Source organism: Dehalococcoidia bacterium (genome assembly GCA_041653995.1).
Taxonomy (GTDB): domain Bacteria; phylum Chloroflexota; class Dehalococcoidia; order GIF9; family UBA5629; genus CAIMUM01.
Genome location: JBAZEK010000001.1, coordinates 982088 through 997046 on the forward strand (window position 1 = coordinate 982088; position 14959 = coordinate 997046).

The window sequence follows — 14959 nt, forward strand, 5'->3', positions numbered from 1 at the left end:
CGACTGATGATCAGGTTTAACGACTGGCCGATCAACAAACTGCTGCTGCTTGCCGGCAGTTTGCTGCTGGCTTCAGCCGGATTGAACGTCCTGGCCTACGCCGGCTGCGATATCCCGGCCGCCAGGCAGGTCATCGGTTTCATTTTCCTGACTATTATTCCCGGCGCTCTCATCATGCGCATATTGAGGATACATGAAGCCGGTACCCTGCCGGGCTTCCTGTATTCGATAGGACTGAGCATAGCCTTTGTCATGTTAAGCGGGGTATTGATCGATCTCATACTGCCCCTGGCCGGCATACGTCAGCCGCTTTCACTGCTGCCCGTCACAATCGCCGTCGGGCTTCTGGTACTTGTCCTGATGCCGGTCGCCTGGCTGCGCGACAGGGGATATGTGCCGCGCACAGCAGCATTCCCGTCTGAACCGTTACCCCTGATACCCGTGCTTACCATCATCCTGCTCATTGTCCTTACCGTGCTTGCCGTCGCTCTGGTCGATACCTTCCAGAATAATATACTGCTGCTCATCTGCCTGGCAGGCATTGCAGCCCTTGTCGTGCTTGCCGCCTTCGATAAATTCATCCATCCCGAGCTGTATCCACTGGCCATCTTCGCCATCGGACTCTGCCTGCTCTACCAGACCACGCTGATGTCGCCCCATCCCATCGGCAGCGATATTTTCACCGAGTACACGTTCTACCGCATGACCATGGATGCCGGATTCTGGGACGCATCCATATTCGAGATGGTCAACACATGCCTGAGTATAACCATCCTGGCGCCGGTCTACTCGCTGTTTCTGGGCATGGACGGCAACTGGCTTTTCAAAGCGGTTTACCCGCTGATTTTCGCGCTGGTCCCTCTCATCCTCTACCAGGCATTCAAACAGCAGATCGGTCCCAAAAGAGCCTTTTTATCCGTGTTTTTCTTCGTCTCCGTGCCCACATTCTCACTGGAGATGATCTCCCTCTGCCGGCAGCAGATAGCCGAGCTTTTCCTGGCCCTGATAATTCTGCTGCTGGTGGAGAGAAAGCTGAAGCCGTATCAGAGACTGTGTTTACTGTGCATTTTCGCCGTATCGATAGTGATATCGCATTACGCACTGGGATTGATCGGATTCGTGTTTGTTGCATTCTTACTGCTGATTATGCCGGCTCTCGGTATCAGGCCGTTCCGCAGAATATGGGGCAGCGAATCGGGTCAATCAGTCGATGCGGTTAATGGATCTCCGCAATGCGGACCGCTCAGTACAAAAGCGCTCATCATATTTATAGCCGTCTTTTTCATCGCCGGCGCAGCGTGGTACGGATTAACAGGCCAGGGATTGATAATCAGAACATACGAGAGGCTGTGGAACGAGCAAACCCAGGCGATTATCGTGCAGAAATCGGAAACCCTTCCAAGCACCGATGTGCAGCCGGCGACGCAAACGCCCTCTCTCATTCAAATCAACAACCGGGACGGATTGATCAGAACGGCCTTTGGTCTCGATTTTGCCGAAGCGACACCGGCTGGCAAGGGATTCAGGATCTGGCAATACCTGACTCAACTTCTGTTGATTATCGGATTCATCAAAACCCTGGTACGGCCGGGGAAGTCGGGATTCAGGCCGGAGTTTTTATCTCTGAGCCTGGCCGGCGCCTGTCTCCTGCTGGCCTCGCTGGTGATACCCCGCTTTGCCGATTATTTAAATATCACCAGGCTTTATCACATCGCGCTGATGACGCTGGCTCCCTTCTGCATACTGGGAGGTGAGGCCGTCTGGCTGTGGGCTGTATCCGCTTTTCATAGGATCAAAGGAAAGGCAGATAACGGCAGCGCACGCGGCCTCGGTTTTGTAACCCTGGCTGTCCTGATCCCCTATTTCCTGTTCACGTCCGGCATCATCTATGAAGTAACCGGCCAGAGCGTGACCGATAAAGCGGACCTTCCCTATTCAATAGCCCTGAGCAGCTACCGGCTCGACCTTGCGGGTATGTTGTATGCGAAGGACGGCGCAGCCGCAAATTGGATCAGCCAAAATTCCGATAACGTGACAGGCATTTATGCCGACCGTCATGCGGCCAATTTGTTGCATTTTTATCAGTTCCCTGGACCCGTGCAGGAACTTGCCCGCGATGCCAACAACCCGGAAGAAGGCAGTCGACTGTACCTGGACAGCGTGAATATCAGCCGGGGCGAGATCACTTTTGCCGTCTCGACCGGACTCAGGCAATATATCAACTGGAATGGTGTACCCGGCCTGGTCAAGATCATGGACGCTGCAAACAGGGTATACAATAACACGGGTGCGCAGGTATTGATCACGCGATGAAACGCGGGATAGCGGGGTGCCGTCAGAAATTCTCTGCCTCATACATATACAATAGCTATGTAATAAGAGAGGAAATATGCCGCTGAACGGTGTATCTTATATTATCAGGGATAGTTGCGAATTAAGGACGGCTGATTGCGGTACCTGCAACCAGCACTGGGAAAAAATCATCCATATTCCCGATCGGATTACCAAAATCGGTGAATTCGATATATACATCTGCAATAAAAGTAAGCTGGGATTTACCAATCCTTATCCATCGGAAGATACGGCATATCTGCTGTATGAGACTAAAGATTCGACCGATTTTGATGTGATCAGAGGAAATATTTTTGATAAAATCCAGGACTTCCTGGCTGCGAGGCTGATCGGGAAAATTGTGTCCTCCCATAGGCTAAATATGAATGCCGTTCTGGACTATTCAACTGGCAACGGCCGTTATGCTGCTACTGTATCGAGAATGTTCCCTTCTGCCAGGGTTGACGCAGTGGATTTCCAGCCTGAACCTCCTCCCCTGATAAAATGCGGCAGGCAGGCGATAAATTATTACAATGCGGACTCTTTTGGTCAGAACACACAGGAATACGACCTGATTATTTTAAGACATGTATTGGAGCACGCTCACTATCCGGTCCGGTTGTTACATGATCTGGGACAACACCTGACGTCGGAAGGGATCCTGTATCTTGAAGTCCCAAATCTGGAATCGGGCTGCGCCGCTGTATTTAAAAAGTACTGGACACCCTATTATGTCCCCCGCCATATTTTTCACTTCACCAGAGAGTCACTTAATAGAGTAGTTGATTTGGCCGGCCTTAAGGGTGAGCTTCATAAAAAGGAGGGCGGATCGATGGGTATGGTTACGAGCACATTTACCGGCATGGAACCTTCATCCGTTGTGAACAAGTTTTTCGCCGTATCGTTATACCCTTTACAGGTTTCAATAGAATCCGTCCACAATAGCTCTTCTTGTTTCAGCGCTTGCCTGCGTAGAAAATAATTCGATCAGTTTGACTTTCGGACAGACGCATAGAGTTCGATCAGCTTCTTTTTTTCCTGCTGCCAGTTATATTTATTTAATGCCGCATTCAAAGCATTCCGACCAAGCCTTTCCCTGAGCTCGGGGCCGTCCCGTAGTTTGATAATGGCCTGCCGTAACGATTCCTCATTATATTCAACCGTCAGACCTATGTCCTCGCGCTCGGTGAACTCACCGGAGTAGATTCCCCTGGTACAGATAATGGGCCTGCCACAGACCATGGCCTCAAAAAGCTTGTTTGGCGTGCCTATCACGTAATCGGGATTGGTCGTGTCGAACATGCAGAAAATAACGTCGGCTTGCGCAGTCATGGACAGAACCCTGTCCACCGGGACCCGCCCTACAAATGAGACATTAGGATTAAGCTGGCATTCTTTTCTGATAGATTCAACGTAGCCCGCCTCGCCGATGCCTCCCACGATGCAGAAAACGTCCCTTAAATCTTTCACCGCGTGTAGAAGCTGAGGTAAAGCCCGCGCTTTATGTATTGTGCCGATATACAGCACGGTGAACCTGCCTCCATTGTCCGGCGGCCTGTACTCGGTTAGCTGCAGTGGTTTGCAGTTCATGACAACCACAATCGGCCTTCGGGTTATCTTCCCCAGGCATTTCTGCATTATGTCGCTGACCGCAATGATGACATCCGCCTTTGCTACCCAGCGCTTCTCCAGCCACTCAAATATTCCGGCTATCCAGTGCGGAAAGGATGCCTGCATCATATAGCCGTACATATCGCGTGCGTCGTAGACGAGTGGAATGCCGAGTTCCCGCTTGAGCCGAATTCCCACCGGCATGGTATCAAGGAAGTGACAGTGTATGGCATCGAAGGGGGCTTTTTTGTGCAGGGACATCGCCTCCCGATGAGCCGCCTGCTGCCACAGAAGCAGGTGAAATGCATGCCAGGGCGGTACACTTAATCCGCATCCGGGCGGCAGAGATATTTTGAGACGGACCACATCGATCCCGTCCAGCATCTCCCTGCCTGGACTCTGCCTGTACCTGTCCCAGGCAATGACACTGACCCGATGCCCCGCTTCAATCAACGCCCGGGCTTCGTTATACAGCCGGGGATCTGTGGTAACGGTGCTGGATACCAGCATTAATATATGCATATAATTCCAACCATTAAGTATTGATCGGTGCAGTCTTCCTCAGGGAAACATCTTCCTCATCCATAGCTCCAGGTTCAGCGGCTTCCAGAGGGCGGATTGGGCGTCAAGGCTCTGGGTATTGAGCAGGTTCTTAAAATCCTGAGTTATCCGCCTGTTATCTATGTAAGCGGATGCCTTGAAATCCCTGTCTGCAAATATCTCCCTCACCCTGTCACCCTTCTGCCGCATCCAGGCTGACTCCGGAGTGGGAAATCCCAGCTTGTCCCTGCGCCACCTGATGTTTTCCGGAAGAATCTCTTCCATAGCCTCCCGTAAAATCCACTTGGTCCATCCGTTATGAATTTTATACGATGAGGGAAGCGAGAAGACAAATTCCACCAATTTATAATCGAGGAAGGGTACCCTGGACTCAACGGAAAAGGCCATTGAGTTTCTGTCTTCAAAGCGAAGAAGCACGGACAGTTCAGTCGCAACATCCATCGCCAGCCGTTTTTGCAGATTACAATAGTCTCCTTTGGCATGTTTGAAATGCGTTATACTACCGGCAAAGTGTTTATGATCAAAGCCCCGCGTCATAATTCTGTTAATCCGTTTGCCGCGCATAGCAAAATTAAAACGTCGCCCGGCAGATTGCAGCGGAACCGGCAGCACGTTGAATATCGATACGGCAGCAATCATTGCAGTAGAAGACATCATCCTCGGCCATCCCACAATAGAAGCGCTTTTACATCCTTCTGACAGCGCCTGCACTATTTTTCCTGTTGACAGCAGGTTAATAAGAAAGGTGCCGTAATATGGATGATATCCTGCCAGCAGCTCGTCCCCACCCTGACCGTCCAAAAGAACCTTGACCCCTCTTCTCCTGACTTCCTTCATCACACACCACTGCGCATATATGCTTGTTGTCCCGAACGGCTCGCCCTGATGAGCGATCAACTCAGGCAGATCTTCCCATAAGTCATCGCTGCCAGGGAAAACATAATTCTTCTCCGCTTTGGTTTTCCCTATAACCTCCTCGATGAACTTCCTCTCATCGATCCGTGCGTCTTCATAGCATGAACTGAACGTTTTTTGCCTGTCGCCCACAATACCGGGTTTGACAGATACATCATTAAACATGAGCCGGTTTGCCAGGCATACGATGGCGGAAGAATCCAGGCCGCCGCTCAGACAGGTGCCTATGGGCACATCGCTGCGAAGTCTCAATTTGATGGAATCTTCCAGCAGTGCGGCCAGTTTCTCCGCATTTTGACGCGCGCCGGCCGCTGAAACTTGCCCGATATCTGAGTTGACATGGAGCTGCCACCAGCGCTTTACAGTTATATCGCCCGAGATATCCGCAGTAAGATAATGTCCTGGATCAAGCTGTCTTATATCCTTGAAAAAGGTATCCGCCGAATATCCCAGCAGTCCCCACATCAGATAGTTGTAGACTGCCTGGTCATTGACCTGCCGGGTTACGGCCGGATGCGGCAGTAAAGCCTGTATCTCGGATGCGAACACAAAAACCTTCGCGCCTGCATAGTAGTAGAAGGGCTTGATGCCAAACCTGTCACGCGCACAGAAGAGTCTCCGTCTATCATAGTCCCATAGTGCGAAAGCCCACATGCCGTTAAATCTGCTCAGGCATTCATATCCCCACTCATCATAAGCCTCTAATATTACTTCTGTATCGCTTTCGGTTATAAATTCATGCCCCCTCTGTCTTAACTCCTCTCTCAGCTCGATATAATTGAAGATTTCGCCATTATAGATTATCCATCGCTTACCGTCGCGGCTGCACATAGGCTGATGGCCCGACGGAGAAAGATCGATAATGGACAGCCTCCGGTGTCCAAAGGCCAGGTCGTAATTATTCCGTTCTGCAGATGCATTATTTAAACGCTGATGCGGTGTGAATGAATAGCCTGCTGAATATACATCATCTGGTGTATCACTTCCGCCATAGACAGCGTTCCTTCCATTACTCATGTTCAGCAGCACATAGCCTTCATCGTCCGGGCCACGGTGTGTCAGGCAGGCGGTCATCTCCGATAAGACCGTAACGTCAACGGGCAAACCGTTGAAATTAAGAAAGCCAGTTATACCGCACATTGCAGTCAATCCACCCCATATTATACAGACCGTAAAAATTGCATATCCATAACCGATTACTTCCGGCCGGTCCGTGTCACCAGTCCATACAAGTACTTAACTTCAGCAACTCCCAGTAGCTTCAAGGCAAAGGGAACTGCCAGGAATGCCAGCAGCAGCAGTACTTTAATGCCCACGTTCATCCAATTGACATCGTTCATTATGAACAGATAGGCCGCAGCTATTATGGCGGCGGTTAGAATGTACAAAAGTCCGTTAGCGCCAAATCTATACGGGATCTTATATAGCTTTTGTGATATCACCATTAAAAGTACTGCCAGGAGTAAGAACGAGAAAACCGCTGAAACGGCCGCGCCGATCATGCCGAAGCGGGGAATCAACAGCCAATTTAAAGACAGGTTAACCAGGGCAGCTACAACTCCGGTCCAGGCTACATGTATCGTTTTCTTTTCTATGCCGACTCCGATAGAAAAATAACCGCCGAGTGTATAAATTATGAGCCCGGCGGATATAAAAGGCACGATTTTATAGGCTCCATAGTATTGAGCAGTCGTGAAAATATAAAGTAGTTCCCTGGAGAAAAGTGACAAACCCAGCAGAAGAATGCATGCCGCCACAGATACATAATCAAAAACCCGTGCGAATGTTCGTTTGGCATCTGCGTCTTTATACGTGGAATAGATAAAAGGCCCCCAGGCGAGTTGAAAGCCCATGACCGCAACACCAATCACGGATGCCACCTTGTAGCCGATACCGTAAATCCCCACTTCGCCCAATCCCTGATAATAATTAAGAAAATATCTGTCTGAGTTCGTCATAATGAAGTAGCAGAAAGACAACAGAAGATAAGGCAGGCCAAAAGCCAATATCAGCTTTAACCTCGTCCATGAAAAAACCAGCGCGTAACTGTCATAGGTCAGGAAAAATCCCACCAGGGTGAAGACAAGCTGTGTTATCAGGGTTGCAATGTAGATCCCTACCATTCCCGTATTCATGACGACTACAAAAATAATGATCAGCGCCGTTTGCAGCAATAATGTCCCCAGCGCCAGAAAGACAGCGCGCATCGGCTGCAGCCTGAACCGCAGCAGGTTTGCAAAGGAAGACACCAGCACTATGAAAGGCACACAGGCCAATGCCACTAATAAAACGTTCGAATAATTAATGTTGTGGAAGAGCAGTGAACTCAGATCATTTGAAAACACCATCAATACTGCGATTACTATTGCAGATGTTATCGCCAGATAGGCAATCCCCGTTGAGGCAATTTTTCTTTTATCGTCAGAAGCGCCTGTGTCAACAAAATATCTGCCTATACCGGTTTCTAATCCTGCGATCAGGAACACTGTCAGCAAGGCAGTAATAGTTGTGATGAGCTCTATAATCCCGTATTCATCCGGTGAAAATACTCTGGTGTAAATAGGCACGAGGATAATTCCAATGAAAGGCGAGGCGATCGCGGTCAGCGAATAAAGCGCTGATTCCTTCAGCAATCTTGTCAATTTTGAAATCATCGTTTATACAATTTGTAGCTATTAATAATCAAGCGATTCATATTTCACCGGCGAAGAAAACGTATTGTATCCTCGATCAGATAGAACTGCTCCTTTTTCAGCAAATCATTCGGTAATCTATAATATTTCTCAGCAAAATCCGGATAATAATCATATTTCTCTATGCCACCCGGTTCCAACCAGCCAAGAATCTGTCTGGCGACTTTTATATGATCGTGATAAGTCTCCACAAATTTCCTGCCGGCAATTGCCAAAGAAAGCCTGAAAGTTTTATCCAGTACAATGCGCTTCAAGTTCTCATACACATTGTCGTGAGTTATCGCAACAACCGGGCAACCATTGGGAATCAGCTCGTAATCCTTCATCACGCCCGATAATACCGCATTACCCGTGGCCATAGCTTCTAAAGCAAGCACACCGACAGTTTGAATAAATAAGAAATCAACAACAATATCAGAATCTGTAAGGATTTTTCGTAACTCCAGGTTATTCGTCTGCTCAATAATCCTGAACTCAAATTTAACTCCCTCGCGCTTCAACTGATCCACCGCTGCCAGGATATAATCAGTCCCCTTAATGGTTCTGCTGGTTGGCGCATGTATAACTACAGGAACATCCCTTGCAGGTATATTAAATTCGTACTCATCCAATGCCAGCGGGACATTGATGCGCATATAGGGCATGGTCAACAATTGAGACATCGTTCTTTGAGAAAGAATAAGCTCGCTGTATCTCTCAGAAAATTGCACGGTTCTGACTTTTTCACGTAAACGGCATATAGACTTTGTGTCACACTGTTTACACACCGATAGAGACGATATATTTAATCCTAACGATTCAAATTCCTGGTCAAAAGCCGACCAGTGCCTCACATCACAGCCGCAAAATGCACATACGATTTTCTTTTTGAAGAATTTTAATATCGGGTAATCGAAATAATTCCAGAGAAAAAAGGAACTACCATAAATGAAAATGAAAACATCGTAAAGAAATAAAGCCTTGACAAATTCTACAAATACAAACAGTTCCTGTAACAGGAACCGGATGGGTTTGAAGAAACGCGGACCATCACTCATTTTTAGAAGCCTGTCTGCTATGACTACGTCATACTGTTCATGAGTAAAGTAAGGATTCCTCTCCCTCATCACAATATGCGTTTGAATGCCAAGTGCTCTAAATGCCTTATTATAGGTTGCGCCAATATTGGCGATTTCATGCAATCCAATAAAAATGCGGGGTTCGTTGCCTTTGCCAATTGTATTAGTCATTCAATATCTCTGGGCCAATACCACCATAATTGAGCCGATATGCAAAACACGATTGCTCAGCAGATCCCAAATGCGGTTCTGAAACATTGCTCGAGCCAGCTTGCCTCGCCATGTTTCCATACCGCTACGTTCATTATGAAAAATGGTACGCTCTGTATGTAAACTCACAATCCGCCAGCCAGTCTGTTCAAGTAAAATTCGGATACTCCGAGGCCCAAAATAATATGGGTGATATGGCGGCGAATGGAGCGCCCATTTATCGCGATACAGGCGCGCATTAAATGATTCAACATTAGGAGTGCTGAGTAACAGGTATCCATTGTTTTTAGCGTATGCGGCCAGCCGTTTCAGGTATATCCGCGGGTCATCCAGGTGCTCCAGAACATCCAGCATAGTGATCATATCAAAGTAGCTTCGAGGTATGGTGCTGTCGTCAGTCTTCAGGTCGACGCAATACACCGGGGCACCATTAAGAGTTGTCCTTGCTGTAGAGCAAACCTCGGCATTCAGTTCAATGCCGCATACCTCTATACTCGATATGCCATTTGCCTTTTCAAGCAATGTCTTCAAAAAGAATCCATAGCCGCAACCAAAATCTAAAATCTTCAGTGTGCGGCTTTGGTCGGCGCCAAACAGACGGATAATCTCATTAATGTATTCTCTATAATGAGCTGCCCTGTGAGTTGTTGAGAGATCAGCATAGCATTCAGGATAACCGTACTTACCGTTGGTCTCTCGAAACATCTGCCCATTGAAATATGATGCTATATAAAAACCATTGCCTGATACAAAGCGACTGGGATGCAATTGTAGCAGGCGGCAGTCACTACAGGCTAAATGCTCAAATCCTTCGCGATCTAATATGCTTTTCACACGCGGGCTTTGGCATACGTAGCAGAGCTCCGTCGTCAATTCGCCACATCTATTGAAATTCTCATGACGCATCTCAATAATCTATTTGACCAAATACGGAATTCCTGGATATTTTCTCGAAGATACAGTATTCCATTCACCTGAGGGCGTCAAGTGTTCTTTTACTTGCCGGGCGGGTAGTTATGATCTAAACGGTCTATTTGCATCAGCAAGTTTTATTTTCTTTTGAAAACAAAAAGTTTTTCATATCCGAAATCACCGAAATTCGGCATTTCCGCAGCAAGTTCGTTTATTCTCGCCTCGTATTTCGGTTGTTCAGGAAATATGAGAGCGGGGTACAGTACGCGAGATATTAGCATATATGTGCTGCAGAAATTATTTATCTCTATCAGTTCAAAGAAATCTGCCGCAAAGTTAATCAGATCTTGATCATCAAAAAAAAGGTTGTGCCATACCACCTCGATTTCACTCAGGCCATTTTTAGTTCTCAATTCATTCAGCCTGATAAGTCCCTGCCGGCTGCCCTCAAGCATTAGGAAAAGCCCTCCGTGTTTGATGATTCGGCCAATTCGCCGTATTGCAGCTTTCTGCTCTTCCCAGGTAGGTATATTGATTAAGCATCTCTCAGTGTAAGCAATATCAAAGGTTCTATTTAACTCTAAATCCACGACGTTTCCCAGGCTGAATGTTATGTCCCCTTGCAGCGTATTTTCAATTTGCATCTTATTTTTTTCAGCTTCCGATATCATTTCTTCAGAGTAGTCGATGCCAAGTATGGATATTTTCTTAGCCCACGCCATATATAAACCAGTGTATCCCTTACCACATCCTATCTCGACAACGGTGTCCCCATTTTCAATATAATTCGAGAGTGTTTTCATCTCAAGATGTTGTATATTATAGTCTTTGAATGTGCCACAGTATTTAAGCGGGAAAATCTCTGGGGCATATGCCGCCCCTTCTTGAGCAGCTTTGCCCCAGTGGTTCTTGATATCCCAGTCTCTCCCCATTTTTACACGTCTCCTCTTGACCAGTTTGTGACTATATAACAGCTAAAAACATCGGATCGTCCTGTTCCGTGCTTTCCTGTTACCGCCATCCCACACCGCTTACTCATGGTGTCAAATTGTGCCCATATGCAAAAATCTTGATGTTGGGTTGTGACCTGGAGCCGACAGGTACTTTCTGGTTCGAACTGTAAACAAGCCTGTAGTCCTTCAACTCCTCTAGCGGTACAGGGCTTTCCCCTGAATCATCCCCAGCGATAATATAGTTACTGTCGCTGTTTTCCCCTACGAACCGCTCTGCAGCCTCATACGATGCGAACACTCTGCTGTCGATGATCTCTCTATATACATTGCCGTTCTGCGCGGCAAACTCCCTGTACTGGATGACAGGGACACTGCGCGGCACGACCGCCTTACCATCGAAATTATATAATCTGGCCACCATACTGCGGTAATACTCCGGAAAGAAATAAATGGCAGGTACATACTGGTTATTCTGCTTCGTCAAGAACACATCGTAATAACGCGAATAATCCGCGCCGCTCAGGGTGGCCAGCGCATGGAATTTGCCGTCATGAGCGGCGATCTCATTGTCCACGACAATGTAGCGTGCCCTGTATTTATCGACGGTCAGTTCAGCCGATGCAGCGTCCTGCGCGGTAAAAAAATAGGCCGATTCGAGCGCTCCGGTACCAGGATTGGTAGCTGGCGGCCGTTGACCTATCCTGGCTATCCAGTAGCCGTAATCCCACCAGGCTAAAATCCCGTAGGCATCTGACGGATACTCAAAGCCGCCGGGTTGGCCGGGGGGGTTGTATAATCCGTAGTAAGTATCCGCATCACCAAACGGCTCCTCCGTATTTGTCCGTAGCCAGTCCACGGCCTCGCACCAGGCATCTGAGGGAGCGAAGAGAGGCCTTCTGGCCAGGTCGATGGACGGCCGCTGTCCGTTGGGCAGCGGTCCTATATTGGGATAATACACGAGCAGCACTATCACAACCATCACCGCCGCGACGGCAATATTGCCCTGCAGGGAGGTCCGCCTCGACTGCTGCGCCTGTCTGGCTGCGCGTTTTTTCCCTCTGGCCGAAGGCTGCGGTGCGGCGACCGCTGCAACCGACTCATTTTTCTTTCTGACCAGCGCTTCAAGCGGGATCCAGCAAAGGTAACCCGTCAGCAGCGCCACGTTGACCGCAAAATAGTAGGCGAAACGCCGCATGGAGAGGGCGGAGAGCAAAATGATAACGCTCCACACCAGCAACAACGTCACATTCGCCTCCCCTTTCTTTATCACCTGATAGAACAGCACCCCCATACATATCATGCTCAAGAAAAAGGCCAGCATATAGTTTCCCATGGCCACCGCAAAGGTGAAAACGTCCTGCTGCATGAGCAGAGGCTGCATCTCCATTACGGTCGTCCCAATCGGCCAGATAAAAATGGTTGCCAGGCTGCCCGTCACCCACCTGAACATCGACGGGCCGATCACAGCCAGCAGGATCGCTCCCATCACAGCCAGCCCCGCTATAACGATCGGATAGTAAAAGCCACTCAATCCCCTGCCGTTCATCCATCCGGAAAGAAGAGGCAATAATACAGATACCAGCAATCCTGCAGCGAGCGCAGCTGCCGTTGAAATACCGTGTATCGCCGGAATGTATACAATCAGGCCCACTCCGAAAAGACAAACGCCCAGAAGGCCGAGATAGCCGGTAGGCCGGCCGTGCAAATGGTCGACCACGGCCTGCACCACGATGAATAAAAATAGAACCAGCGCAAACAGCAGGGCGCCGGCCCAGGTCAGCATATAGAGACCCATGAAAATCCCGGCCAGAATGCTGAACGTCAAAATCCTGCCGACGCCGGCCCAGCCTGCCTTAACCATATCGCCCAGCGGTCTTCCGTGGCCCGCCCTTAACGCCAGGAATACAAACAGCATGATGCCGGTAGAGAAAAATACCTCGGCGATATGATGGTCGGTATAACCCAGCAACGACCTGTTGAGGAACTCTCCCGGCATGATGGCCAGCAGACCGGCTGACATCAGGCCCAGCCACTTATTGCCCAGCAAAAGGCCGATGAAGAACACAGCCAGTATGGTCAAAGCCGCCAGCACGGGCGGTATATAAACGGATATCACATCGACCGTATGCTGGTCGGCATTTCCCAGGCTGAGAATCCATATTACGCCTCCCATGAAATAGGCAAAGAAATCGGGATGAGCCCCGGTCGGCACACCTCCGGGATAAAGCAGATAGGGATCGAACTGCGTGAGCTGAGGGAAGTGCTTCATCAGGTTGTCCACCAGGCGCATGTAGTAATAGGCGTCCACGCCCGTCATCTTCACCCAGTCCCTGACAAACACCTGGTCGTAAGGAAGAGCCACGCGCAGCCAGAGAGCCAGCGCAATAATTACTACAAGCAGCAACAGGACGATCGCCCAGGACCCTGCCTTCTTAACCGCCATATATTTAACCTTGCGATAGATTATAACGTTAAGCTTCAGTTTATGACAATGAATTTGAGCTGATGTATTTTGACATCGGGCGGTTAAAACTATATGCTTTAGCCAACTGAATATTTGAAGCAGGGCGCCCGCGGGTGACCGCAGGCTTAAAAGGAGTGCAAACCGGTGCGATACCGGTACAGTCCCGCCTACTGTGAAAGTCAGAACGCCACCCTGCCGAAAAGCTGCCTCCGCGGAGTAAGGGGGCGGGATTTGTTATTTGTTAACGATCCCCCTGCCCGCACGGGCAGGGGTTTTTTATTTATCGCGGAGGTGATCTTTGTATAATACCTGGAATAAAGCGGTTATTTGCGCGGCGCTGGCCGCCGTATTATGTGTATGCGCATGCGCCGCGCCGTCTTCACTCGAGGGATTGAGAGACGACTCCGGCAATATCATAACTTCGGCGCCCCCCGCTGAGCGTATCATTTCCCTGGCCCCGGCCAATACCGAGATAATCTACGCCTTGGGCCTGCAGGACAGGCTGATAGGCGTGACGGAGTTCTGCAACTATCCTCCCGCCGCTAAAGACAAATCCAAAGTGGGAGGTTTCAGTACGGTGGATATTGAGAAGGCGGTGGCGCTCAAGCCGGACCTGGTGCTGGCAGCCGAAATCCATAACAAAAGCGCTACACCGCAGCTGCAGAAAATGGGCTTCCGCGTCGTTTCGCTGCATCCCAAAACGGTGCAGGGCGTTATTCAGGACATCGCGCTCACAGGCAGGCTGTGCGGCGCCGACGCGGCCGCCGCAACGCTGACAGCCGACCTGCAAAAACGCGTGGACGCCGTAACTACAATCACCGCCGGCCTGGCGTCCGAGCAGCGCCCCCGTGCGCTGCTCGTCATCTGGAACGATCCCTTAATGACGGCGGGCAAATCCACTCTCATCGACGACATCATACGCCTGGCAGGAGGCACCAATATAGCGTCGCAGATCAACGGCTTCGCCTCCATGAACCTGGAATCGATTATCAGCGCCGACCCGCAGATCATCATAGTGCCGACCAGCATGGACGAAAAGGGCGATGCGTTGTGGGACTTCATTATCACCGACCCGCGAATGAGCAATACGTCCGCCGTTAAAAACGGCCGGGTCTACAAAATCGAGGGGGACCTGATCTACCGCCACAGCCCGCGCTGCATAACGGCCCTGGAACAAACGGCATCCTTCCTTCACCCGAACCTCTTCAGCAAGTCCGGCAGTGAATGATGCCCGGGGAATAACAATTTTAC

10 protein-coding genes and 1 riboswitch are annotated in these 14959 nt (G+C 49.4%); of the genes, 3 read left to right on the plus strand and 7 right to left on the minus strand.

Annotated elements, in window-relative coordinates; translation table 11 throughout:
- Positions 1–6 precede the first annotated feature (6 nt).
- Positions 7–2313 carry a DUF2206 domain-containing protein gene (locus WC359_04785; protein MFA5399734.1) on the plus strand — a complete coding sequence of 769 codons (2307 nt, stop codon included), beginning with the start codon at positions 7–9 and terminating at the stop codon, positions 2311–2313.
- A 76-nt stretch (positions 2314–2389) separates the two neighbouring features.
- The gene (locus WC359_04790) at positions 2390–3313 is read left to right on the plus strand and encodes a class I SAM-dependent methyltransferase (protein ID MFA5399735.1); all 924 of its coding nucleotides are present in this window, start codon (positions 2390–2392) and stop codon (positions 3311–3313) included.
- Between the two features lie 5 nt (positions 3314–3318).
- Here WC359_04790 and WC359_04795 read toward each other — a convergent pair whose 3' ends face one another.
- The 7 genes from WC359_04795 to WC359_04825 form a co-directional block, all read right to left on the minus strand.
- Entirely contained in the window at positions 3319–4452 is a 1134-nt protein-coding gene (locus WC359_04795) for a glycosyltransferase family 4 protein (GenBank protein MFA5399736.1), read from the minus strand.
- 51 nt (positions 4453–4503) lie between these two features.
- A complete protein-coding gene (gene asnB / locus WC359_04800; protein ID MFA5399737.1) occupies positions 4504–6558 on the minus strand; it encodes an asparagine synthase (glutamine-hydrolyzing) in 2055 nt (684 codons plus the stop codon).
- A 56-nt stretch (positions 6559–6614) separates the two neighbouring features.
- Positions 6615–8060, minus strand: a complete 1446-nt coding sequence (locus WC359_04805; protein MFA5399738.1) for an oligosaccharide flippase family protein — start codon at positions 8058–8060, stop codon at positions 6615–6617.
- 56 nt (positions 8061–8116) lie between these two features.
- Positions 8117–9340, minus strand: coding sequence for a hypothetical protein (locus WC359_04810; GenBank protein MFA5399739.1), 1224 nt, complete (start codon positions 9338–9340; stop codon positions 8117–8119).
- Positions 9341–10213, minus strand: coding sequence for a class I SAM-dependent methyltransferase (locus tag WC359_04815; GenBank protein ID MFA5399740.1), 873 nt, complete (start codon positions 10211–10213; stop codon positions 9341–9343). It lies immediately after the preceding gene.
- A 215-nt stretch (positions 10214–10428) separates the two neighbouring features.
- A complete protein-coding gene (locus tag WC359_04820) occupies positions 10429–11223 on the minus strand; it encodes a class I SAM-dependent methyltransferase (protein MFA5399741.1) in 795 nt (264 codons plus the stop codon).
- A gap of 103 nt (positions 11224–11326) precedes the next feature.
- Positions 11327–13687 carry an oligosaccharyl transferase, archaeosortase A system-associated gene (locus WC359_04825; GenBank protein ID MFA5399742.1) on the minus strand — a complete coding sequence of 787 codons (2361 nt, stop codon included), beginning with the start codon at positions 13685–13687 and terminating at the stop codon, positions 11327–11329.
- Between the two features lie 104 nt (positions 13688–13791).
- Positions 13792–13919, plus strand: a riboswitch (cobalamin riboswitch).
- 87 nt (positions 13920–14006) lie between these two features.
- On the opposite strand from WC359_04825, the gene WC359_04830 reads away from it, so the two are divergent.
- Complete coding sequence (locus WC359_04830) at positions 14007–14936, plus strand: cobalamin-binding protein (GenBank protein MFA5399743.1); 930 nt, start codon at positions 14007–14009, stop codon at positions 14934–14936.
- Positions 14937–14959 lie beyond the last annotated feature (23 nt).

Bases quoted from the DNA above. Each gene is read 5' to 3' on its own strand.
- WC359_04785 (MFA5399734.1), top strand. From the start codon at position 7: ATGATCAGGTTTAACGACTGGCCGATCAACAAACTGCTGCTGCTTGCC.
- WC359_04790 (MFA5399735.1), top strand. From the start codon at position 2,390: ATGCCGCTGAACGGTGTATCTTATATTATCAGGGATAGTTGCGAATTA.
- WC359_04795 (MFA5399736.1), bottom strand. From the start codon at position 4,452: ATGCTGGTATCCAGCACCGTTACCACAGATCCCCGGCTGTATAACGAA.
- asnB (MFA5399737.1), bottom strand. From the start codon at position 6,558: ATGTGCGGTATAACTGGCTTTCTTAATTTCAACGGTTTGCCCGTTGAC.
- WC359_04810 (MFA5399739.1), bottom strand. From the start codon at position 9,340: ATGACTAATACAATTGGCAAAGGCAACGAACCCCGCATTTTTATTGGA.
- WC359_04820 (MFA5399741.1), bottom strand. From the start codon at position 11,223: ATGGGGAGAGACTGGGATATCAAGAACCACTGGGGCAAAGCTGCTCAA.
- WC359_04825 (MFA5399742.1), bottom strand. From the start codon at position 13,687: ATGGCGGTTAAGAAGGCAGGGTCCTGGGCGATCGTCCTGTTGCTGCTT.